Consider the following 20,666-nt stretch of genomic DNA (forward strand, 5'->3'; position numbering starts at 1 on the left):
CCGTGACCTGCTGGAACCATCCGTCGATGTCCACGCTCGTCCATCGACGTCCCTTCCGGTTGTCACCCAACTTGTCACTCAGCTCAGGTCGGGCTACCAGGAGATTCCGTCTCCACTGCGGAATTCGAGATTCCGTTGATGAACCGCTGTCCTGCGTATGTAGCGAGCACCTGAATTACTTGGTCTTGTGATGCGCGGAGCGAGTCCAGCGGCAGCAGGATGATGGAGGACCGGCCGTCGACCTTGTTCTGATATTCAGCCACCGTGCCCAATTCGGCGTCTGCCGACGGCACCAACAGCAGCCGCGGTGCGCCGGTGCTGTCCAACGATCCCTGGTGTGGCTCAAGTATCAACGCGTCAATCGACGCCCACGGTACGGACCGGTCGATGCCTGCCACGCGCAGCCGGAGTCCCGACTCATCCAGCGTGATTGGCGCGGGACGGACGGTGCTGGCAAGACCGGCAAGAGCGCCCAGAACCATGATCAGCCCGACAACAAGCAGAGCGCCTGAGCCCAACGGCAGGACGAGGATCCTCAGCTCCCATCCGTTCTGGGAAGCCCAGATGGTGACGAGGCCCCCCACGAGGAAGAAGGCGATCCAGAAGAGGTTGGAACGACGGCGGTGAAGCTCCATCGAGGACTCCAGAGATCAGAGCAGACACTCCTTGGCCAAGGCCGTAGAGCAAGATCACGGTGAAGCTAGCAGTCGCGTTCTTGGGTAACAACAGCTCATGCACGTGCGTGCACCGGCCATCCTGCGTCCCGCTGTCCAGCCCCGGCTGACGGGCCGTCGCCTGGTGCCGTCAACAGGGCCTTGACTCCTGAGGCACTGGCCGGCTGGCTGCTACGCGACGAGGCATGGTGGGGATGCGGCGCGTGTCCCCCGGGCAGGCCCTTGGCCTGCCGGCAACGCCGGCCCGAGGGGTCGGCCTGTGATGCTGCGGCGGCCCTCCGGGCTATCGGCTCTCCCCGCCAGCCGCCGGGCGTCAGGCGTGACGGCCGCAGAGCGACAGCGGCAGCGGTCGGCGCGCGCCCAGGCGGCGGCGCGTGCGGCCCGTTCAGGGCCGCCTTGACGTCCATCCGCGAGTCGCCATGCAGGTGCTCCGGCACGCCCGCTTCGCCGTGACGATGGAGATCTACACCCGGGTGTCGGCGAAGGCGACCCGCGACGTACTCAAGCGCCTCGGCGATTCCCTCGGCCACTGACGCACCACCTGGTCAGGTTCCAGGCAGGCACAGGTGACGCCGGATGCTCCGTCAGCTGTCGGCTGGCAGGTCGAGATAGGCAAGCAGCCGCAGAACACCGGCAAGGTGTTGCAGGTCATGCCAGACCACCGGCACGTCGTCTGCCGGACGGCGCAGCAGGGCGTGCAACTCCGCCACATCGTCACTGCTCTGCCCGACGTCGATCCCCACCGCCGGGTCCTCCGCCATCTCGAAGGCAGACCGCAGGTCGACGTTCCAGTAGTGGTCGACACCAACACCCGACAGATCGATCTCCGCGCCGAACCGCTCCTCCACTGCGTCCAGCAGCATGCCGCACACCCGGCGAAGGTCCTCGACCCTCAGCACCTCCGTCACGTCCGCCGTCCTCCCGGGAATGCACCCGCACAACGACCCCGGTGCTGTACGGGCAGCAAAAAGGCCACCCCCATGAATGGGAATGGCCTTCTACCTGCGTGGGCGATACTGGGATCGAACCAGTGACCTCTTCGGTGTGAACTGTCGGCGAGGGGGTGTGGTGGCGGCGTCTTCCGAGGTCAGGCAGGTTGCTCCGACTCGTCTCGGTGCCATGTGGTTGGCACTGTTGCTGTACTTCGCTGCTGTACTGCTGGCATCAAATCAGCCGCTGGACGCGGACCTTGGGGCGCTCGTTCCGCAGGTGGCCTTGCTTGTGCTGGCGGACCTGCTCGTCCCAGACCTCCTGGTCGTAGTCCGGGTTCGGTGGGATCCACCTGTGGGAGCCGTCGCTGTAGTGGAACTTCTCGTCGCCGGGCCGCAAGATGCTCACCGGGTCCAGCCGAGGAAGCGCCGATGCAGCGTGCCGGCGGGCGCCCAGGTCAGGTCGGCGGTGGCTCGGACAAGCTGCGCCCCCATGTAGAGGGAGAGAGACACCGGGGCGTCCTCGAACTCTGCTCGCAGTTCCCGGCGTCGAGTGACGCACGGCCATGGCGCTCCACAGCCACCGCAACTCCAGATCGGCAGCATCGGCCCGTGGGCGGTCACTCGTCACGTCCCGCGAGCCGATCCGGGTCATGGCGGAAGGGCCCGTCCCCGGTCGGGTAGTGCTCCGCGCCTCGTGCCTGATCCAGGAGCCGCTGTCGCGCCGCTTCCTGCTCCCCGGCTTGGATGCGCTGCCCGACGCCCGGCAGAGGCCGCGTCGACGGGAGGCACCGGCCGGTGATCCGTCTCAGAAGTCCGACACTCACTGTCACGTCCGGCTCCTCCCTGTGGGGGAGCGCAGATCACCGGCCGATGTGCCGTGTCCACGCCCCGCTGCAGTGAGGACCAGAGTCGCGCCGCAAACGTCGTCGATCCAGACGGTGACCGTCCGCTAACCGGTTGTGCTGTCCGCTGATGGCCGACGCCGGGGGGCGTACTCGGCACACAGTTCACGTAAGGCCGCCGCTTCCGGCACCCCGGCCTGCTCCACCTTCGCTAGCAGCTCCGTCGCCCGCCACCAGTTCGACGGCACCACCCGCCCGGATACGACGGCCTCCGTCCCGAGAGCGACCGCCTCGTCCGGCTGCCCGGAGGCAACCAGGGCAAGACCGAGGTCGAGACGGGCCGACGCAGAGCGGCGCGGCCGTGCACCCCCGTCACCGTTAGGGTCCAGGTCGGCTAGCACCGCCCTCGCCACCTGCTCGGCGCCCGGGTCACCCGCCCATGACAGGGTCGTGGCCGTATACGCGGCAGCCTTGGCCGGGTCGTAGCGATAGTGGTGCTCGGCACGCTCCGGAACCGGCAGGTTGGCCGTCAGCCGCCCCACGCGGTCCAACGCTCGTCTGGTCTCGCCCACGTCACCCATCCGCGCCCAGGCGCGCGCCTCCTGAGCAGTGGCCTGGATGTAGGCGGAGCTGCCTTGCGGGGCGATCCGTTGGGCCTGTCGGGAAAGATCGAGCGCTGCCCGGTAGTCGCCCTGGGTCAGCACGTCCCAGGCACGGGTCTCCAGGCACCATCCCCGGATCTCCGCATGCTCCGCGTGCTCGGCGAGGTCATGAGCAGCCCGCAGATGCGCAGCAGCCGCGGCCCGCTGTCTCAGGTCGATGTGCACGGTGGCCCGCAGCACCGCGAGCCACCCGCCAGCGACCAGCAGCCGGCGTTGCTGCGCAAGCGTGACGCGCCCGTCCAGCAGCCGGCCCACATATGCCAGATGCCGCCGTACCAACGGCAGGAGATCAGCCGGGGCCGTCGTCGGATAGGCGCTGGCCAGATCATCGACGCCCCGCTCGATACGGTCGAGCACATCCTTGCCGACGTCGCTGGCCATGACCCTCGCGCGCAGCTCGCCGGCCTCAGCAGCATGGTCGATCGGCGCATCGACCATGCCAGCGAGCACGCCTCCGGCATCAAGAACCCGATCCAGGTGGCGCGCGGTATCGACGGTCGGAGCCTTTACCCCCATCTCCAGCTCGTGCAGGTGGCTCTTACTCCGATGGGCGAGCTGCCCGAGCGACCGAAGCGACAGACCCCGTCGCTCCCGAAACCCACGCAGAGCTACGCCGAAGCGCGGGTCGACGAATGAAGCCATACGCCGCTCCAAGCTGAAGGGTCCAAGCGGACTCACCCGGCCGCGATACAGCAAGCCACCGACGTCGACGGTACCCCTGTTAGCCAGCGAGCCGATGACCCCTCGCTTGTAAGTTCTGGGCGCGTCGTCCGGCGGGGTCCATCCACGGCTGCGACCTCGGGCGGACTGTCCGCGCCCGACCGCTGGCGGCTAGCCTCGTCCCGGATCGTTGCTGTCACCGTAGCTGTCGACAGGCGTTGCCGTCCTAGAGCGCCTGGTGTGACAGCCGGCTTGGCTGCACGGTTGGTGGTACAGCCAAGCCGGCGTTTGGCTTACGCCACGACCTCGTGAAGCAGGCTGGCCAGGGCCATTCCTACGGTGACGCCTGGCACCAAGCCACCAATGATTCCAATCCCAAGACCGACCGCCGTTGACACCGCGATGATGATTGCCCAGCGAAGCGGCAACCTGGTCCTACCCGCAGGTTGCCCGTTGGCGCTCGTGGTCACACTGTCTCTCTCCATCTCAACCGCCCTCCTTGTCTGCGCGGTCACCTACCGCGCGTCCCGATCTGCCAGAAACCCAAGAACCGACCCACCTCCAACGCTTGCGGCGACCGCAGCGCGTCGACCTCACACTCGGAGTCGGCGAGCGAGTCGAACGAGCGGTAGACGCTGGCGAACCTCAGGTAGGCCACCTCGTCCAGATCGCGCAGCGGCCTCCGGGCGCCCGGGCGAACCCCGTCCGCGAGGTCGACCACCCGGGAGTCGGGGTGCCAGCAGTACGGGAACCAGAGCCAGAATCCGGCGTACAGGTCGACTCGTCCGTCGCCCACCAGGTCAGCCGCCGTCACATGGTGGCTGACCTGCTGTTTCTTCGGGTGTTAATGGGTGTCGTTGGTTAGCTTTTGTCGGCCTCTGACGGCCCCGCGACGGCCCGGACGGCCCAGGGGCGGCCCGATGAGGTGTCGGCTTTGTCCATCCTGTTTACGAACAGCAGCGCATGCGTTACTGATCGCACATGAAGATCCTTCGCCGGTACTGGGGCCTTGTCGCGTTGGCCTTGCTGCTCACCGCCTGGTGGACGACCCAGGTGGGTCCTGGAGTGCTGTACCTGCTGTCGGGTGCGGTCGTGCCCTGGTCGCTCTTCCAAGCGCCTGCCTGGTGTGGAGCCGCCACCCGAAGCCGCGGTGGCTTCTGCCGGAACAACTCGCGCGGGCTGCTGCTCGGATGCCACCTCCGTGAGCATCGGTGGCAGAAGTTCAAGATGCTGTTCTACTCCAGCCGGTGGGCAGCGTTCAGCCGAGGTACATGGGCCCCCCCAGCGCCAAGCTCGCCACAGTGTCGGGCTTGATCGGAAACGTGTCCGCCATAGCAACTGGCATTAAGGACTTCGCGTTGAGTTGAAGCGGAACCTAGAGCGACTGTCCCGCCACCAGCGGGAACAGTGCTCGGTGCCAGCTCACGCTGCGTCTCCGGCCGCCATCGTTCCTCGCTGCTTGACGGCGTTTCACGATGTCTTGTGCCCCCTGCGTGCCCCAATCTCCCTGGCTGCCCGCCGGCCGAAGGATCAGGGTTAAGGTGCGACATGCTCGGGATCGTGATCGTTCTGGTTACCGTGCCCATCCTGGTGCTGCCTGCGGTCCGGTCCCTGAATCGTCGGACGCAGCGGCTCGCTCCGGAACCTCGGTGGTGGACGCGCGCGGCGGGTTACGTCATGCTCGGGTCCGCTGAGGCGTACCTGTTTGGGCTCATGCATATGTCCTACTGGGGTACCCCGAGGGACACCTGCATTGCCCGCTACGAGAACTGGGACGGCATGCACGGCCACGCGCGGTACTGGCCGCTTGAGCGCAAGTGCACAGAGTTCATCGACATGGTCCCGAGCTACGTCAATCCGCTCATCGTCATCCTGTTGGCCGGGGCGCTCGCCTGCGCGCTCGTCGCGGCGGCCCAAGCTCTGCGGCACCGCCGCCAACCGGTAGAGCGGGACTTGAACCCCTAACCCGTAGGGCTACTGAGGATCGTCCGATATCGGACTGATCGGCGTTGCGACCTGGGCTGCAACTCTTGGCATCTCTTCACACCGGTGGCGACCAGCACCCCCACGGTCGGCAGCTTCCTCACCTACTGGCTGTCAGAGATCATCCAGCCGAACCGAGCACCGTTGACCTACGCCACCTACGAGACGTTCGTCCGCCGCTACATCGCCCCGGGCCTCGGGGCCAAGCGGCTCGACCGACTCCAATCCCGGGACGTACAGACCTGGATCAACCAGGTGGCCCGTACCTGCCAGTGCTGCGCCCAGGGCAAGGACACCGCCCGCCCGAAGGTCAAGCGCCGCTGCTGCGCGGTAGGCCGCTGCTGCCAGGCCGTCCCCTCGGCCCGCACGGTCAGTGACATCCGGGCGGCGCTCCGGGCCGCCCTCACCCACGCCCAGGCCGAAGACCTCATCGCCAAGAACCCCGCCGTTGCGATCACCCTGGCCACCATCCGACGGCGGCGGGGGAAGTCGTGGTCGAGCGACGAGGCCCGGAGGTTCGCGGAGTCCGCGCGCCACGACGAGGACCCGCTCTACGCCGCCTACGCCCTGGTCCTCGTCACCGGCCTGCGCAAGGGCGAGGCGCTGGGGCTCACCTGGGAGGACGTCGACCTCGATGCCGGAGAGCTGACCATCGGCCGCCAACTGCAACGCGTACGCGGCCAGCTCCTCCACCGCGACACCAAGACCCAGGCGTCCGACGCCACACTCCCCTTGCCCGACATCTGCCTGACGGCGCTAACGCTGCGCAGCGAACAACGCGACGAGGCACGAGCAGCCGCCGGCAAGGCATGGCACGAAACCAGCCTCGTATTCACCACCCGCTATGGCACACCCATCGAGCCGCGCAACTTCCAGCGCTCCTGGCAGACAAGATGCGACAGAGCCAACGTCACGCCGATCACCGTCCACGACGCCCGCCGCACCTGCGCCACGCTCCTGGCCGACCTCGACGTCCACCCGAGAGTCGCCATGCAGGTGCTTCGGCACGCCCGCTTCTCCGTGACCATGGAGATCTACACCCAGGTCTCGTCGAAGGCGACCCGCGATGCCCTCAAGCGACTCGGCGAATCACTCGCCCAATGATCGGACTGCTGTACTTCGCTGCTGTACGGGCAGCAGAAAGGCCACCCCCATCAATGGGAAGTGGCCTTTGAACTGTGTGGGCGATACTGGGATCGAACCAGTGACCTCTTCGGTGTGAACGAAGCGCTCTCCCGCTGAGCTAATCGCCCTCAGCGCGGATGACTGTACCTGATCCGCTCCCCCGTCCGCGAATCCGGGGTCAGTGCGTCGCGAGGTAGTGCATGATCCGCGCGACGAGGTCGATGCCGAGGCTGTACTTGAGGCTGAGCCAGAGCACCGCGGCGACGAACACGAGGCCGACGGAGCCGAGCACGACTCGCACGGCGAGTGACTGGACCTTCACCCACTGCGTCCAGTTGTGGACGTGTCGGCGGGTGAAGCCGAGCAACCGGCGGGCCCAGTGGTATTCGACCGCCCAGATGCCCAGGCCGGCGATCACCAGCAGCCAGCCGGGGCCGGGCAGCGGGATGAGCGCGATACCGAGGGTGACGACGAGGGCGCCGGCGATCGAGATGAAGATCTTGAGGGCGATCCGGCCGGTGGGGTTGGCGCGGATCAGGTCGAGGGTGGCGGACACGCGCAGCCGCCACCGTTCCCACCGTCCCCGTTCCGCCACCGCGAGGCCGCCCGGGCCGGGCTCGGTGGGCCCGTTTCCGGAGGCTCGCGGGCCGGGCCGGTCGTGCTGGTCCATCGACACCGCGTACCCCCGCTTTTCGGCTGCTCGGACCCCGACGTTCGGCGAGCTGGGCGCCACTATCGGATCCACTGAGGATCGTTTCGTGACCATTTCACCCCCCAGTGTCGCTCGGGACCGTCACCCCTTCCGACGACTGGACGTTACCGGAGTAAGTCGACGACTGAACCACCCGCTCCGGGCGGGACGACGCACTGGGCAGAACCGGAAATCCTACAAGAATTTTCACATTCTGGCTGGCCTTTCCGACCCCCTTCCCACCACTGGGTGAAGTCAGCGTATGGCGGAGCGTAGCCAGGAGTAGCGCCTGAGTATGGGAAAAGCGGGACACGCGCGTTCCGCAGCGGTGCCGGGGGGAGAACGTCCATGAGTGTCATCCGACCGACGACCGTAGAGGTCGAGACGTCGCTAAGGCTCGTCGCGCCTGACGCCACCGCCTTGCCGGTGCGTGCCAGCTTGCGTTACGACCCTGCTGACCCGTACGCGGTCCATGTCCTGTTCCACGCCGAGTCGGCGGGGGGCGAGGCAGTCAGCTGGTCGTTCGCGCGCGAGCTGCTGGTCACCGGCCTCGACGAGCCGGCCGGCATCGGCGACGTCCGAGTGTGGCCGTGGGCCACTCCGCGCGGCGATTTCGTCGCGCTCGCGCTGTCGTCACCCGACGGCAACGCTCTCTTCGAGGTGACGAGGAGCGTGCTGGTGCGCTTCCTGCGGCGGACGTACGTCGTCGTCCCGCGCGGCCGCGAGGCCGAGCACCTGGACGTCGACACCGCGGTGAACCGGCTGCTCGCGGGCCGCTGAACCGTCACACCGGGTAACACCGGCCTTTCCGGCCATCTGGGGCCGCGCGGATCTGCCGAGTCCGCGCGGCTCCGGCACAGCCGGGGCGTACGCGCAGCCGGCCGCCCCGGGGCGGCCGGCGCGTCAGCCGTGCGTGGTGATGCCCCCGTCGACCGGAATGACCGCTCCCGTGAGGTACGCCCCGGCCCGCGACGAGAGGTAGATCGCGGTGCCGGCCATGTCCTCCGGCCGCCCGATCCGGCCCAGCGGCACCTGCTTCTCGATGGCCTCCCGGGACGACGGGTCGTCCAGCGCGAACGCCATCATCTTGCTCTCGAACGGGCCGGGCGCGATCGCGTTGACCGTGATCTGCTCGCCGGCCAGCTGGTGGGCGAGGCTGCGGGTGAGCATGTGCACGGCCGCCTTGGTCGCCGAGTACGCGTACACCTCCATCCACGGCACCCGGATGCCGTCGATCGACCCGATGTTGATCACGCGGGCGGGGTCGTCGGCGCTGGCGGCGGCGCGCAGCGCCGGCAGCAGCGCGGTGGTCAGCCGGAAGACGGCCTTGACGTTGACCGCCCAGAGCTTGTCGAAGGCGCTCTCCGGGTACGCCTCCAGGGGCGCGCCCCACGTGGCGCCGGCGTTGTTGACCAGGACGTCGAGCCGATCGACCCGCTCCCGCACGGCGGCGGCGAGGCCCTCGGCCCCGGCGTCGCCGCCCAGGTCCGCCGGGATCGCCTCGCAGCTCCCCTCGGCGGAGAGCTTCTCGGCCACCGCGGCGCAGACGTCCGCCTTCCGGGACGAGATGATCACGTGCGCTCCGGCCCGGACGAACCCCTGGGCGATCATCAGGCCGATCCCCCGCGAACCACCCGTGACCAGGACCGTCTTGCCTTCGACCGAGAACAGATCCGTCATGCCATCCCCTCGAGGTGTCGGCGGTGCCCGGTGGCCGGCGGGGGACGCGGGCGGCACGGCCGCCGGTCGGGCCGGACCACACGGCGCTACCGCCGGGTAACGTAGCCCGGGTGCCGGGACCGGGACAAGACCGCGCGGAGCCGGACGGCCGGTCGGCGGCGCGCCCGAACGGGCGGTCGGGATGCGATGACCTGCGGCGCGGGCTACCGTCGGCAGCGATGGTCTCTCCCGGTCAGCCGCCCGCGGCAATCGTCAGCACCCCGTCCGTCCTCCCGGTGGAAATCGAGACGCTCGATCTCGCCGACCTCGCCGGTGACCCGAGCTGGCGTCGCCCCGTGCTCGTCGACCGGGACCTGCTGGTGCTGACCACGGGCGGGCACGGCGACGCCGAAGTGGACTTCCAGCCGCTGCCCTGCCGGCCGGGCACCCTGCTGCGCGTACGCGTCGGCCAGGTCCTGCGCTGCCCCTGCCCGCAGTTGGACGCCACCGTCGTGCGGTGGGAGGCCGGTGCGCTGCGTGGCCTCCAGGTCGACCCCGAGGCCGTACCGACGTGGCGGCAGCTCGCCGGTGAGGACGAGGACGCGGTCATCAACGAGGTCAGCCAGCTCGCCGTCGACTGCGCGCGACACCGAGGGGTGCCCGCCGCCCAGCCGCTGCTGCGTCACCAGCTCGCGGTGCTGCTGCTGCGGCTCGCCCTCGGCGGCCAGGAGCGGCACCCGGCGGCGCGGCCCGAGCAGGACACCTTCGACCGGTTCTGCCGCGAGGTCGAGCGCGACTACCAGCACACCCGCCGGGTCGAGGACTACGCGGCGCGGCTGGGCTGCTCGGTGCGTACGCTGACCCGCGCCTGCCTGGCCGTCACCGGGCGCAGCGCGAAGCAGGTGATCGACGATCGGGTGGCGTTGCAGGCCAGTCGCCTGCTGGCGGCGACGGACGAGCCGGTGGCGCGGATCGGTCGGCGCCTCGGCTTCTCCGAGCCGACCAACTTCGGCCGGTTCTTCGGCCGGGAGGTGGGGGTGAGCCCGGGCGCGTTCCGGGCCGCCCGTGACGAGCCGCCGCCCGCCGCGATCGTCCGGCCCCGCTCGCCGGCCGAGTCGTCGCGCGCCCGTCCGGCGCCGTCCCGCTCGCTGCGCTGACCGGTCCGGTGTGGTGGGGAGGCGGGCACGCCCGACCCGGTGGAGCGCCCGGCGCACCCGCCGTCCACCCTGGTTGGGCATGATGACGGGGTGCAGATCTCCGCGCGCGGTGACTACGCGGTCCGGGCGGCCCTGAGCCTCGCCGCCGCGTACCCGTCGCTGCTGTCCACCCAGACGATCGCCGGCGACCAGGACCTGCCCCGAAAGTTCCTGGAGGCCGTACTGGCTGACCTGCGCCGCGCCGGTGTCGTCCGAGCCCAGCGGGGTGCAGAGGGCGGCTACACGCTGGCCCGTGCGCCACGCGAGGTGACCGTCGGTTCGGTGCTGCGGGCGGTCGAGGGTCCGCTGGCCGGGGTGCGCGGCCTGCGGCCGGAGGAGACCAGTTACGTGGGCGCGGCCGAGAACCTGCCCAACCTGTGGGTGGCGGTGCGGGCGGCGCTGCGTCGGGTGGTGGACGAGGTGAGCCTCGCCGACATCGTCGACGGTCGTCTGCCGGCGCACGTGCGGAAGCTGACCGCGCTGCCGGACGCGTGGGAGCCACGCTGACCGGTCGCCGGCCGGACCGGCACCGGTGACCCTTCGCCCGGACCGTCCAGGATGGAATCGGACGGCGTTTCGTCATTCGTCGCATCGGGAATGTTCACGTCCGACACGGCAGGGAACGGTGACGAAGGGAGTCCCCCGATGGGCCTCATGTTCCGCAAGCGCAAGAAGATCGGTCCGCTGATCCTCAACTTCACCGAGAACGGCTTCTCGTCGTGGAGCATCAAGATCGGGCGGTGGTCCTGGAACTCGCGGGCGAGGGCGCACCGCGTCGACCTGCCCGGCCCGCTGTCGTGGAAGCAGGACAAGTCCCGCACCTGACCTCCGGGCCCTGCCCCGTCCCGACGGCGTCGGGGCGGGGCGAGCTGGTCAGGTGGGGGTGGCGGGGCTGACCACCACGTCGCCGCCGAGCCGGCCGTGGGCCGGGTCGCGGGTGACCGCCCCGGCGTTGAGCAGCCCGGTGAGCGCGCGGACCGCGTCCGTCGAGCGGTAGACCGTCGAGGTCAACGTGTAGCGGCGCAGCTCCGTCACCGTACGCGGCCCGGAGCGCGCCAGCTCGGCCAGCAGCTCCCGGCGCAGCGGGCCGGGTTCCGGGTCGAGCGCGATGTCGAGCAGCCGCCCGGCCGGGTCCGCCGGGTCGCGGTAGCGGACACCGGCGAACTCGTCGACCGCCCACAGCGCCTCCTTGACGGCCTCCAGGCTGCGATCCGATCCGGTGCCGAAGGCGAGGGTCACCGGCAGGCCGTCGGCCGGCACCAGCTCCACCTCGGTCGTGAGCGGGAAACCCGCGCCGCCGAGCGCGGCGCGGGCGCTCCCACCCGGCAGGCGGAGCAGCACCTCGGCGGGTCGGCCGATCGCCGTCGCGGCCAGCACCGCCGCGTCCACACCGGCCGGGCGTCCCGCCACCGGCGGCCCGGCGTCGGCTCCCGGTGGGCTGTCGGCGTCGTTCCCCGTCGGCGCGCCGGCGGCGTCCACGAAGGAGAAGGTCGGCGCGCCGGCCGCTCCGGACGCCTTCGCGGCGACCGGGAGCCGCGACGGGTCACCGGGCACCACGTGCACGGCGACCTCCGGCGGCAGGGCCGCCTCGACCGGGCCGAGCCGCGCCGGCAGGTCGGCCGCGGTGGCGAGCACCAGCACGGTGAGCCGACGGCCGCGGAGCCGGTCCGCGTACTCGGCGACGACCCGCAGGGCGTCGGCCGACGACTCGGCGTCGCCGCCCGCGTACGCCAGGGCGACGGTGGCCCGCCGCGAGCGGTGCAGCGCCGCGGGCAGCCAGGTCTCCAACTGGCGGACCAGCAGTTCGCGGACGACGGGGGCGGTCGGGTCGGTCGGCATGGTGCCGTTCTACCGCACTGCCGGTCAGGCCGGAATCGAGATGCCCACTCCGCCTCGCGTCTGGCCGCCGTAGCGCTGCCGCTCGCGGTCCAGGTCGAGCCGTCCGATGCGCTTGCGCGCGGACAGGGCCGCGTCGTCGAGCAGGTCGGCGGGGACCAGCCAGACCACCTCGAACTCCAGGCCGTCCGGGTCCTGCCCGTAGAGGCTCTTGGTGGTGCCGTGGTCGGAGGTGCCGACCAGGGCGCCGGCGGCCGTCAGCCGCTCGGCCGTGGCGGCCAACTCGTCGAGGGTGTCCACCTCCCAGGCCAGGTGGTAGAGCCCGACGGTGGCCCGGCCGGCGGTCGACCGCCCGGCGGCGGCGCCGATCTCGAACAGGCCGAGGTCGTGGTCGTTGGTGGAGTCGGGCGCCTGGAGGAAGGTCGCGCCCCGGAAGCCGTCGGGAGTCATCTCGACCGGGCGGAAGCCCAGCACGTCCCGGTAGAAGGCGACGCTGCGGGCGAGGTCACTGACGTAGAGGACGGCGTGGTTGAGTCGATGGATTCCCATGCCACCACGGTAGCCCGGTTTAGTTGAGCCCTCAACTAAACCGGCTATGATGGTCGTCATGACGCGGTGGTTGGATCCGGAGGAGCAGCAGACCTGGCGAGCCTTCCTCACCGCCTCACGCGGGCTCATGGACGTGCTCGACCGGGAGTTGCAACGCGACGCCGGGATGCCGCACGCGTACTACGAGATCCTGGTCCGGCTCTCCGAGGCCCCCGGCCGGCACCTGCGCATGAGCGAGCTCGCCGACGCCGCCGGCTCGTCCCGCAGCCGGCTCTCGCACGCCGTCGCCCGCCTGGAGTCCGCCGGCTGGGTCCGGCGCGAGGAGCACCCCACCGACCGGCGCGGCCAGGTCGCGCACCTCACCGACGAGGGCTTCGCCACCCTCGCGGCCGCGGCACCCGGCCACGTCGAGGGCGTACGCCGGCACCTGTTCGACGCGCTCACCCCGGCGCAGGTCGACCAGCTGCGCCGCATCAGCGAGACCCTGGCCGACCACCTGACCGGATCCTGACCAATCCACACCGGCGCGGGTCTTGTACTTACCGTCGCCGGATGAGCACGATGGGGCGTGCCCTCCGGCTTCGGCGAACTGACTGATCAGGCGCACCACCTGGTGTCCCTCGGCGACCTGGCCGGCGCGCAACGGCTGCTCTCCGACGCGCTGACCGACGCCGACCCGAGCCCCGCCAACGCCGGCCCCGAGCTGGCCGAGGCGGCGAGCCTCCAGGCGCGGGTGCTGGTGGCCCTCGGGGAGCCGCACTCCGCCCGCGGCTGGGCCGCCTTCGCGTACGCCGCCGCCACCCGCCTGCACGGCCGCTCCGACCCACGCACCGTGTCCGCCGCCGCCACTCTGGCCGCCGTGCTCTACCGGGTGGGCAGCCACTCCCGGGCCGCCCGCCTCTACCAGGAGGTGATCGTCGAGCTGACCGCCCAGGAGGGGCCGGAGTCACTGCGTGTGCTCGCCGCCCACGCCGACCTGGCCACCGTGGAGTACGCCCGAGGGCAGTGCCAGGTCGCCCGCGACCGCCTCCAGGACGCCTGGGAGCTGCACCGCGAGGTGTACGGCGAGGGCCACCCCAGCGGCATCAAGATGCTCGCCCGGCTCGGCGGCATGCAACGCGACTGCGGGCAGTTCGCCGAGGCGCACGACAACCTGGCGTTGGCGCGGGAGCTGGCCCGCCAGCACCTCCCGGCCGACGACCCGCTGGCCCTCCAGGTTGCGGCACTGGCCCGGGCCGCCGCCAACCCCGACCACGTCTGCGCCGACACCGCACCGGACGCCCCGGCGGTGCCCGCCGCCCGCAACCCGCCTCCCGACGACGCGGACCCGCCGCGCGTCGACCATCCGGCCGAGGCCGCGAGTCCGAGCCACCCGCCGTACCTGCACGCGGCCGGTGCCGGGGAGGCCTACCCGGACACGGACGGTGCCGGGGAGGCCTACCCGGACACGGGTGGCACGGGCGGCTCCCACCCAGACGCGGACGGCGCCGGCTGGGCGTACCAGGACGCGGACGGCACGGGCGGGACGGCGTACCGGCCGGGGGTGCCGGACCACGACGCCCCCGCCGTACCCAACCCACGTCAGCCCGTCGACGAGCCGGTCGGTGCCGAGCAGGCGTGGTGGCCGCCGGAACCGGCCGGCGGTGCCGTGCCCCCGGCGGTGGTCACGTTGACCGGCGCCGGCCCCGCCGAGGAGGCGGACGGTGTGCACCGGGTCCGCGTCCCGGACGACCCGGACGAGCCCTACCAGCCCTCCCGGCTGCTGCCGGTGCCGGTGCACCGGCCGCCGGCTCCCGCGGGCCGCCGGCTGCTGCCGTTCGTGGTCGGCGGAATCGTGGTGGTGCTGCTCGGCGCCGCCGCCGTGATCGCCGGGGTGGCCCGGGTGGACGGCGACCCGGATCCGACACCGAGCATGCCAGCCGCCCCGTCCGGCACGGCGACCGCCGGCGACCCGACCGGCTCCGGCAGCGCGAGCGGTCCGCCCGGTCCGGGCGGCTCGGCGACCCCCACGCCCGGCACGGCCGTGGCGACGCCCGGCACCCCGCCCAGCGGGGTCGACCTGCGCGACACCCGGGACTCCATCGTGCTGCGCTGGACGTACCCGGCCGGCGGCGAGGGGCCGGTCGTCATCTCCGGCGGCCGGGCCGGCCAGGACAAGAGCATCTTCGCCGACCTGCCGCCGGGCGAGAGCAGCTACATCGTCTACGGCCTCAACCGCACCACCGACTACTGCTTCACGGTCGCGGTGGTCTGGTCCGCCGACGTCGTCGCCACCGCCGACGAGGTCTGCACCCGCCGCCGCTGACGTTCGCCGCCGGTCACCCGGACGCCGTCACGCCTGGTGGCCGCCGGGCTGGCATGTCTCCCGGACGGGCCATGACGGAGAGTCATAGATATGCCCTCCCGGTAATCGGGCTCGTCGCAGTTGGGCGGCGGCGCGCGGCCCCGCCCGGACGCGGGCGACGGCCAGGTCAGCGGCCCTCATCGGTCGCGGGCAGCGCCGGCAGCCGCAGCGACACGCGCAGGCCCGGCCCGTCGGCGTCGCCGAGGGTGACGGTGCCGCCGGAGCGGCGCACCAGCTCGCGGACGATCGCCAGGCCCAGGCCGGCGCCGCCGGCGTCCCGGGCGCGGGCGTCGTCGAGGCGGGTGAAGCGGTCGAAGACCCGCTCGCGGTCCGCGGGTGGGATGCCCGGTCCGTCGTCGGTCACCGTCACCCGGTGGTACGCGCCCTCCGTCCCGACGGCGAGCACCACCCGGGTACGCGCGTGCCGCACCGCGTTGTCCACCACATTGGTGAGCACCCGGCGCAGTTCGTCGGGGTGCCCGACGGTCCACAGCGGCTCGCCGGGTGGCTCCACCCGCACCGGCGGCGACGGATAGCGGGCGGCGACCGTCGCGATCAGGTCGCCCAGCTCGACCGGGCCGACGGCCCGGGCCCCCACGCCGGCCGCGCCGCTGGACGCCGAGGCCGCGCCGGTGGACGGGGCCGCGTCGGACTCGTCGAGGCGGGCGAGCAGCAGCAGGTCGTCCACGAGGCGGCTCAGCCGTTCGGTGTCGGCGAGCAGGTTGTCGGTGACCGCCGCCCAGTCTGTCCGGTCGCCGAGACGCTGGGCGACCTCCAGCTCCGTACGGATGTTGGTGACCGGGCTGCGCAGCTCGTGCGCGGCGTCGGCGACGAACGCCCGCTGCCGCTGCCGGGCCGACTCCAGCCGGTCCAGCATCCCGTTGAGGGTGACCGCGAGCCGGTGCACCTCGTCCCGGGAGGCGGGCACCGGCAGCCGGCCCGGGCCGGCCCGCCCGGTGATCTCCTCGGCGCCCCGACGCAGGGCCTCGACCGGTCGCAGGGTGGCGCCGACCACCCGCCAGGCGACGGCGGCGAGCACCGCCACCAGCAGCGGGAAGCTGACCAGGAGGATGGTGCCGACCACGTGCGTGCTGTGCCGGACGTCGCTCAGCGACTTCGCGACCAGCACGGTGAGCGGGTCGGCGGCGGTCCCCGCGGGCACCGTCACCACCCGTACCGGACCGGCGAGCCCGACCCGCTCCCCCGACACGACCAGCCGCTGCCGCTGGTCCGGCTCCAGTCGTTCGGCGCGGACCATCGGCACGAGCCGGTCCGCGTCGATCGACGCGGCCCGCACCCGGCCCTGGGCGTCGACGACCTGCACCCGGAGTTGCCCACCGGCGACCGGCAGCGGGTCGGGCAGCGCGTCCTCGGCGGCGAGCAGCGCGACCGCGTCGGCGGTGCGGAACGCCTCGTTGTCCACACTGCGCTGCAACACGAACCCGAGGACACCGATCAGCACCAGCCCACCGAGGGCCAGCCCGACGGAGAGGCCGAGCACGCCGATCGCCATGAGCCGCCCGCGCAGCCCGAGGGCGGGCAGGTGGGGGCGCGGCAGCGGCCTCACGTGGCGAGCCGGTAGCCGGCGCCGCGGACCGTCTCCAGGCGCTCCCGGCCGATCTTGCGGCGGAGGTAGCCGACGTACACCTCGACGGCGTTCGGGGCGGTCTCCACGCTGGCGTCCCACACGTGGTCCAGCAGCTCGGTCTTGGAGACCACCTCGCCGGGGCGGCGCATGAGGTAGTCGAGCAGCGCGAACTCGCGGGCGGTCAGGGCGACCTCGACGTCGGCGCGGGTCACCCGCCGCCGGGCGGGGTCGAGTCGCAGGTCACCGACCGCGAGCACGGTCGGGCGCTCGGGTGCGCCCCGACGCAGCAGGGCACGCAGCCGGGCCAGCAGCACCACGTACGAGAAGGGCTTCGTCAGGTAGTCGTCGGCGCCGCAGTCCAGGCCGTCGGCCTGGTCGTACTCGCCGTCCTTGGCCGAGAGCATGAGCACCGGGATCCAGTGCTCCTCGGCGCGCAGCCGGCGGACCACCTCGTAGCCGGACAGGCCGGGCAGCATGACGTCGAGGATCATGGCGTCGTAGCCGCCGCCGCGCGCGGCGTCCAGGCCGGCCGGACCGGTCGGGGCGACATCGACGGCGAAGCCCTCCGCCTGGAGGCCCCGTTGCAGGGCGGCCGCGAGCCGCGCCTCGTCCTCCACCACCAGCAGCCGCACGAGGTCAAGGGTGCCACCCGATCGCATACCGATACCGGCGTCCTCAGCGCCCTCACAGCCACCACCGGGCAGGATGGGGTCTGGAGGTGCCTGATGTCCGTCCTGAAGAGTCGTCCCGTCCTGCGTTGGGTGGTGCCCGCGGTCGCCGCCGCCACCGTGATCGGCGGTGGCGCCGCCATCGGCACGTTCGCCGCCGAGGCGGAGCCGAGCCTGCCGCCGCGTACGGCCGCCCAACTCCTCGTCGACCTGCAGACGGCCCAGCTGGACGGGCTGTCCGGCACGGTCGTCCAGCGGGCCGACCTCGGTCTGCCGCCGATCGCCGGCCTGCTGGGCGGCACCAACGACCTGACCGCCCTGGTGACCGGCACGCACACCCTGCGGGTGTGGCACTCCGGGCCGGACAAGCAGCGGATCGCCCTGCTGGACACGCTCGGCGAGAAGAACGTGGTCCGCAACGGCCGCGACCTGTGGACGTGGGACAGCCGGCGCAAGGAGGCGAGCCACCGGTTGCTCGGCACCGGCGCCGGCGAGCGGGGCGCCCACGAGGGCGGGGCGCCCGAGGTGCCGCTGACCCCGCAGGAGGCCGCCGACAAGGCGTTGGCCGCCGTCGACCCGAGCACCGCGGTCAGCGTCGGCCGGGCCGCGACGGTGGCCGGGCGGGACGCGTACGAGCTGGTGCTGGAGCCGCGGGACAAGACGTCGCTGGTGCACCAGCTGCGGGTCGCCATCGACGCCCGCGAGCACGTGCCGCTGCGGTTCGAGGTCTTCGCCACCGGCAGTGACCAGCCGGCGTTCGAGGTGGCGTTCACGCAGGTCGACTTCCGCCGGCCGGACGCCGACCAGTTCTCGTTCAACCCGCCGCCCGGCGTGACGGTGCGGGAGGAGTCGGCCGAGCGGCCCGCCGCCCCGACGCGTAAGCCGGGGGCGGACGCACGACCGCAGGTGCGTACGGTCGGCACCGGCTGGACCACGGTGATCGAGGCGCGGACCGGCGAGGCCCTGCCGACGGGCGCCGCGGCGGGCGCGACCGGCGGGGCGAAGGACCCGGCCGGCGGTGCGATCGCCGGTGGGCTGGGGTCGCTGCCGGCGGTCCGCGGTGACTGGGGCAGCGGCCGACTGCTGACCGGCAAGCTGTTCAGCGTGCTGCTCACCGACGACGGTCGGGTGCTGGCCGGCGCGGTGACTCCGGAGCGGCTCTACGAGGTGGCCCGGGGCTGACCCGGGCCGTCACCCGGCGAGTCCGCCGGGACCATGGGGCGCCGCCGGCGAACATCGCCGGCGGCGCTCGCCGTCTCGGGCGGTCGGGCCGCGCCGGCTCAGGGGTTCGCGGCGCGGGCCGTGATCAGGTCCCGGACGAGGGCGAGCGGCGGCCAGCCGCCGCGGCCCCGGCGGGTGACCGCGTACGAGCGCAGCCGCACCTCCGGGCCGGTGAGCGGGAGCAGGCGGACGCCTGGCAGGGTCGGCTGGTCGGCCGGCAGCAGCCCGACGCCCAGCCCGGCGACGATCATGTCCTGGACCAGTTCCAGGCTGTCCGCGCGGTGCTCGACGCGGGGCACGAAGTCCGCCAGGGAGGCGACGGCGCGCACCACCAGTTCGTCGGCGCTGTTGCGGGAGTTGACGATCCAGGGGTGGGCCGCGAACCGGCGGAAGACCTCGGGGGACATGCCGGTGGCGCCCGGCGCGTCGGCCGGCACGCCCAGGCTCCACAGGGCGGACCAGAGCGGGGTGGCCTCGACGGTGGGACCGGCGGGCGCCGGGGCGAGGCGGTAGTCGTAGGTGAGCGCCAGGTCGACCTCGTCCGCCGCGAGCAGCGCGTACGCCTCTGCCGGCTCGTGTTCGTGGATGCGCAGCCGGACCGCCGGGTGGTGGGCCGCGAGGTCTGCGGTGACCGGGAGCAGCGAGCGGCGGACGGCGGTGGCGAAGCCGGCGACGCGGACCGTGCCAGCCGGCTCGGCCTGCGGGTCGAGGTCCAGCCGGGCCGCGTCGACGGCGGCGAGGATCGTCACGGCGTGCCCGGCGAGGCGCCGCCCCGCGGGGGTGAGCCGGACCCGCCGCCCGGACGGCTCGATCAGGTCGGCGCCGACCTCGCGGGCCAGCACGGCGAGCTGCTGGGAGACCGTGGAGGTGGTCACGCCGAGCTCCTCGGCGACCTCCCGCATCGAGCCCAGCCGGGCCAGCTCGTGCAGCAGGCGGAGGCGGCGCAGGTCCATCCCGGCATTGTTCAGTAATGTCGAACACTACGTCCAGCAATGACACGTGGACGTGAACAGTGTGGCGGCGGTCTACTGGGCCCATGACTCCCACCCGCGCCGGTTCGGCGATGGCCCTCGCCTCGATGATGCTCGTGCAGCTCGGGTTGGCCGCCTCGGTCGGCCTCTTCGACCAGGTCGGCCCCGAGGGTGCCGCCTGGCTCCGGCTGGCCTGGGCCGGGGTGCTGCTCGTGGTCCTGGTCCGTCCACGCCCGTCCGCGTTCACCCGCTCCGCGCTGTACGCCTGCCTGGCGCTCGGTGTGGTGACCGCCGGGGTCACCATCCTGTTCATGGCCGCGGTGGCCCGGCTGCCCCTGGGTACGGCCAGCGCGCTCGAGTTCCTCGGCCCGCTCGGGGTCGCGGTGGTCCGGGGCCGGGGCGGCACGAAGCTCTGGCCGGTGCTCGCCGGCGTCGGGGTGCTGCTGCTCACCGAGCCGTGGCGGGGCGGCGCCGACCTGGTGGGCGTGGGGTACGCGCTGGCCGCCGGCGCCTGCTGGGCGGCGTACATCCTGCTCACCCAGCGGGTCGGCGACGAGGTCTCCGGGCTCCGCGGCCTGGCCGTCTCGATGCCGGCGGCCGCCCTGGTGGCCACCGTGGTCGTCGGGCCGTCGGTCGTTCCGGACCTGACCGGGGAGGTGCTGCTCGCGGGTCTGGGCCTGGCCTTGCTGCTGCCGGTGATCCCGTTCGCGCTGGAGCTGCTCGCGCTGCGCCGGCTGACCACCGCCGCCTTCGGCACCCTGATGAGCCTGGAGCCGGCGATCGCCCTGGTCGTCGGCCTGGTCGCGTTGCGCCAGGTGCCGGGGGTCGCGCCGCTGCTGGGCGTCGCGTTCGTGGTGGTCGCCGGCATCGGCGCGGAACGCACCGGCGGGCGGACGGAGGTGGCGGAGCCCGTGCGACGTGACGCGCCCGACGGGCTTGGTCGGGCCCGCGCCGACGCGCTATCTTTCACTGTTCACGCACAAAAAAGAACGGCTGTGAAAAGCCGTTCTGACACCGAATTCTAATTCTTAGGGAGACGGCTTGTCAAGGCACTCCGGAGTTACC

At 72.2% G+C, this 20,666-nt stretch carries 21 protein-coding genes, 1 tRNA gene and 2 pseudogenes; 11 read left to right on the forward strand and 13 right to left on the reverse strand.

Annotation, left to right across the window (positions count from 1 at the left end):
* Positions 1–83: 83 nt before the first annotated feature.
* Positions 84–635, reverse strand: coding sequence for a hypothetical protein (locus GA0070620_RS33555; RefSeq protein WP_231922352.1), 552 nt, complete (start codon positions 633–635; stop codon positions 84–86).
* A gap of 431 nt (positions 636–1,066) precedes the next feature.
* Here GA0070620_RS33555 and GA0070620_RS32655 point away from each other — a divergent pair.
* Positions 1,067–1,207 (forward strand): annotated as a pseudogene (locus GA0070620_RS32655) (site-specific integrase); the annotation flags it as partial.
* Between the two features lie 51 nt (positions 1,208–1,258).
* Here the strand turns inward: GA0070620_RS32655 and GA0070620_RS12505 are convergent.
* The 4 genes from GA0070620_RS12505 to GA0070620_RS12525 all read right to left on the reverse strand — a co-directional run bounded on the left by GA0070620_RS12505 (position 1,259) and on the right by GA0070620_RS12525 (position 4,566).
* Positions 1,259–1,582: a hypothetical protein gene (locus tag GA0070620_RS12505; RefSeq protein ID WP_231922353.1), complete on the reverse strand. Its 324-nt coding sequence runs from the start codon at positions 1,580–1,582 to the stop codon at positions 1,259–1,261.
* 256 nt (positions 1,583–1,838) lie between these two features.
* Positions 1,839–2,012: a hypothetical protein gene (locus GA0070620_RS32945; RefSeq protein ID WP_172836421.1), complete on the reverse strand. Its 174-nt coding sequence runs from the start codon at positions 2,010–2,012 to the stop codon at positions 1,839–1,841.
* A gap of 543 nt (positions 2,013–2,555) precedes the next feature.
* Complete coding sequence (locus GA0070620_RS12515; protein WP_091590326.1) at positions 2,556–3,752, reverse strand: helix-turn-helix domain-containing protein; 1,197 nt, start codon at positions 3,750–3,752, stop codon at positions 2,556–2,558.
* A 529-nt stretch (positions 3,753–4,281) separates the two neighbouring features.
* The gene (locus tag GA0070620_RS12525; protein WP_157741604.1) at positions 4,282–4,566 is read right to left on the reverse strand and encodes a hypothetical protein; all 285 of its coding nucleotides are present in this window, start codon (positions 4,564–4,566) and stop codon (positions 4,282–4,284) included.
* Between the two features lie 752 nt (positions 4,567–5,318).
* Here GA0070620_RS12525 and GA0070620_RS12535 point away from each other — a divergent pair.
* A complete protein-coding gene (locus tag GA0070620_RS12535; RefSeq protein WP_091590334.1) occupies positions 5,319–5,735 on the forward strand; it encodes a hypothetical protein in 417 nt (138 codons plus the stop codon).
* Positions 5,736–5,816: 81 nt separating this feature from the next.
* Positions 5,817–6,857: pseudogene (locus GA0070620_RS12540) on the forward strand (tyrosine-type recombinase/integrase); the annotation flags it as partial.
* A 77-nt stretch (positions 6,858–6,934) separates the two neighbouring features.
* Here the strand turns inward: GA0070620_RS12540 and GA0070620_RS12545 are convergent.
* Both GA0070620_RS12545 and GA0070620_RS12550 read right to left on the reverse strand, forming a co-directional pair.
* Positions 6,935–7,006, reverse strand: a tRNA-Val gene (locus GA0070620_RS12545).
* 50 nt (positions 7,007–7,056) lie between these two features.
* A complete protein-coding gene (locus GA0070620_RS12550) occupies positions 7,057–7,644 on the reverse strand; it encodes a TIGR02611 family protein (protein ID WP_091590339.1) in 588 nt (195 codons plus the stop codon).
* A 273-nt stretch (positions 7,645–7,917) separates the two neighbouring features.
* Here GA0070620_RS12550 and GA0070620_RS12555 point away from each other — a divergent pair, with 273 nt between their 5' ends.
* Positions 7,918–8,349 carry an SsgA family sporulation/cell division regulator gene (locus tag GA0070620_RS12555; protein ID WP_091590341.1) on the forward strand — a complete coding sequence of 144 codons (432 nt, stop codon included), beginning with the start codon at positions 7,918–7,920 and terminating at the stop codon, positions 8,347–8,349.
* Between the two features lie 123 nt (positions 8,350–8,472).
* On the opposite strand, the gene GA0070620_RS12560 is transcribed toward GA0070620_RS12555, so the two are convergent.
* Positions 8,473–9,249 (reverse strand): SDR family oxidoreductase, encoded by a 777-nt coding sequence (locus tag GA0070620_RS12560; protein WP_091590344.1) that lies wholly within the window; start codon positions 9,247–9,249, stop codon positions 8,473–8,475.
* A 218-nt stretch (positions 9,250–9,467) separates the two neighbouring features.
* On the opposite strand from GA0070620_RS12560, the gene GA0070620_RS12565 reads away from it, so the two are divergent.
* The 3 genes from GA0070620_RS12565 (at position 9,468) to GA0070620_RS12575 (ending at position 11,249) form a co-directional block, all read left to right on the forward strand.
* Positions 9,468–10,385 (forward strand): helix-turn-helix transcriptional regulator, encoded by a 918-nt coding sequence (locus tag GA0070620_RS12565; protein ID WP_091590347.1) that lies wholly within the window; start codon positions 9,468–9,470, stop codon positions 10,383–10,385.
* Positions 10,386–10,475: 90 nt separating this feature from the next.
* Positions 10,476–10,931, forward strand: coding sequence for an RrF2 family transcriptional regulator (locus GA0070620_RS12570; RefSeq protein ID WP_091590349.1), 456 nt, complete (start codon positions 10,476–10,478; stop codon positions 10,929–10,931).
* A 138-nt stretch (positions 10,932–11,069) separates the two neighbouring features.
* Positions 11,070–11,249, forward strand: coding sequence for a DUF4236 domain-containing protein (locus GA0070620_RS12575; RefSeq protein ID WP_091590352.1), 180 nt, complete (start codon positions 11,070–11,072; stop codon positions 11,247–11,249).
* A 48-nt stretch (positions 11,250–11,297) separates the two neighbouring features.
* Here GA0070620_RS12575 and GA0070620_RS12580 read toward each other — a convergent pair whose 3' ends face one another.
* Positions 11,298–12,263: a hypothetical protein gene (locus GA0070620_RS12580; protein WP_091590354.1), complete on the reverse strand. Its 966-nt coding sequence runs from the start codon at positions 12,261–12,263 to the stop codon at positions 11,298–11,300.
* A gap of 24 nt (positions 12,264–12,287) precedes the next feature.
* Positions 12,288–12,809: a VOC family protein gene (locus GA0070620_RS12585; protein WP_091590357.1), complete on the reverse strand. Its 522-nt coding sequence runs from the start codon at positions 12,807–12,809 to the stop codon at positions 12,288–12,290.
* A 49-nt stretch (positions 12,810–12,858) separates the two neighbouring features.
* On the opposite strand from GA0070620_RS12585, the gene GA0070620_RS12590 reads away from it, so the two are divergent.
* Entirely contained in the window at positions 12,859–13,320 is a 462-nt protein-coding gene (locus GA0070620_RS12590; RefSeq protein ID WP_091598634.1) for a MarR family winged helix-turn-helix transcriptional regulator, read from the forward strand.
* Between the two features lie 57 nt (positions 13,321–13,377).
* Entirely contained in the window at positions 13,378–15,114 is a 1,737-nt protein-coding gene (locus GA0070620_RS12595) for a tetratricopeptide repeat protein (protein ID WP_091590360.1), read from the forward strand.
* Positions 15,115–15,280: 166 nt separating this feature from the next.
* On the opposite strand, the gene GA0070620_RS12600 is transcribed toward GA0070620_RS12595, so the two are convergent.
* Both GA0070620_RS12600 and GA0070620_RS12605 read right to left on the reverse strand, forming a co-directional pair.
* Positions 15,281–16,666 (reverse strand): sensor histidine kinase, encoded by a 1,386-nt coding sequence (locus GA0070620_RS12600; RefSeq protein ID WP_091598640.1) that lies wholly within the window; start codon positions 16,664–16,666, stop codon positions 15,281–15,283.
* Positions 16,667–16,716: 50 nt separating this feature from the next.
* Positions 16,717–17,373, reverse strand: coding sequence for a response regulator transcription factor (locus GA0070620_RS12605; RefSeq protein WP_091598637.1), 657 nt, complete (start codon positions 17,371–17,373; stop codon positions 16,717–16,719).
* Between the two features lie 93 nt (positions 17,374–17,466).
* Here GA0070620_RS12605 and GA0070620_RS12610 point away from each other — a divergent pair, with 93 nt between their 5' ends.
* Entirely contained in the window at positions 17,467–18,591 is a 1,125-nt protein-coding gene (locus tag GA0070620_RS12610; RefSeq protein WP_091590363.1) for a LolA family protein, read from the forward strand.
* A 98-nt stretch (positions 18,592–18,689) separates the two neighbouring features.
* Here GA0070620_RS12610 and GA0070620_RS12615 read toward each other — a convergent pair whose 3' ends face one another.
* Positions 18,690–19,583 (reverse strand): LysR family transcriptional regulator, encoded by an 894-nt coding sequence (locus tag GA0070620_RS12615; RefSeq protein WP_091590365.1) that lies wholly within the window; start codon positions 19,581–19,583, stop codon positions 18,690–18,692.
* A gap of 83 nt (positions 19,584–19,666) precedes the next feature.
* Here GA0070620_RS12615 and GA0070620_RS12620 point away from each other — a divergent pair, with 83 nt between their 5' ends.
* Positions 19,667–20,626 carry an EamA family transporter gene (locus GA0070620_RS12620; RefSeq protein WP_197677586.1) on the forward strand — a complete coding sequence of 320 codons (960 nt, stop codon included), beginning with the start codon at positions 19,667–19,669 and terminating at the stop codon, positions 20,624–20,626.
* Positions 20,627–20,666: the final 40 nt, after the last annotated feature.

It is taken from the genome of Micromonospora krabiensis (assembly GCF_900091425.1).
Classification (GTDB): domain Bacteria; phylum Actinomycetota; class Actinomycetes; order Mycobacteriales; family Micromonosporaceae; genus Micromonospora; species Micromonospora krabiensis.

What these genes read in the sequence shown, in the direction of transcription:
- GA0070620_RS33555 (WP_231922352.1), bottom strand. Translation starts at nt 635, where the DNA reads ATGGAGCTTCACCGCCGTCGTTCCAACCTCTTCTGGATCGCCTTCTTC.
- GA0070620_RS12515 (WP_091590326.1), bottom strand. Translation starts at nt 3,752, where the DNA reads ATGGCTTCATTCGTCGACCCGCGCTTCGGCGTAGCTCTGCGTGGGTTT.
- GA0070620_RS12535 (WP_091590334.1), top strand. Translation starts at nt 5,319, where the DNA reads ATGCTCGGGATCGTGATCGTTCTGGTTACCGTGCCCATCCTGGTGCTG.
- GA0070620_RS12550 (WP_091590339.1), bottom strand. Translation starts at nt 7,644, where the DNA reads ATGGTCACGAAACGATCCTCAGTGGATCCGATAGTGGCGCCCAGCTCG.
- GA0070620_RS12555 (WP_091590341.1), top strand. Translation starts at nt 7,918, where the DNA reads ATGAGTGTCATCCGACCGACGACCGTAGAGGTCGAGACGTCGCTAAGG.
- GA0070620_RS12560 (WP_091590344.1), bottom strand. Translation starts at nt 9,249, where the DNA reads ATGACGGATCTGTTCTCGGTCGAAGGCAAGACGGTCCTGGTCACGGGT.
- GA0070620_RS12565 (WP_091590347.1), top strand. Translation starts at nt 9,468, where the DNA reads ATGGTCTCTCCCGGTCAGCCGCCCGCGGCAATCGTCAGCACCCCGTCC.
- GA0070620_RS12575 (WP_091590352.1), top strand. Translation starts at nt 11,070, where the DNA reads ATGGGCCTCATGTTCCGCAAGCGCAAGAAGATCGGTCCGCTGATCCTC.
- GA0070620_RS12580 (WP_091590354.1), bottom strand. Translation starts at nt 12,263, where the DNA reads ATGCCGACCGACCCGACCGCCCCCGTCGTCCGCGAACTGCTGGTCCGC.
- GA0070620_RS12585 (WP_091590357.1), bottom strand. Translation starts at nt 12,809, where the DNA reads ATGGGAATCCATCGACTCAACCACGCCGTCCTCTACGTCAGTGACCTC.
- GA0070620_RS12590 (WP_091598634.1), top strand. Translation starts at nt 12,859, where the DNA reads ATGGTCGTCATGACGCGGTGGTTGGATCCGGAGGAGCAGCAGACCTGG.
- GA0070620_RS12600 (WP_091598640.1), bottom strand. Translation starts at nt 16,666, where the DNA reads ATGGCGATCGGCGTGCTCGGCCTCTCCGTCGGGCTGGCCCTCGGTGGG.
- GA0070620_RS12610 (WP_091590363.1), top strand. Translation starts at nt 17,467, where the DNA reads ATGTCCGTCCTGAAGAGTCGTCCCGTCCTGCGTTGGGTGGTGCCCGCG.
- GA0070620_RS12615 (WP_091590365.1), bottom strand. Translation starts at nt 19,583, where the DNA reads ATGGACCTGCGCCGCCTCCGCCTGCTGCACGAGCTGGCCCGGCTGGGC.
- GA0070620_RS12620 (WP_197677586.1), top strand. Translation starts at nt 19,667, where the DNA reads ATGACTCCCACCCGCGCCGGTTCGGCGATGGCCCTCGCCTCGATGATG.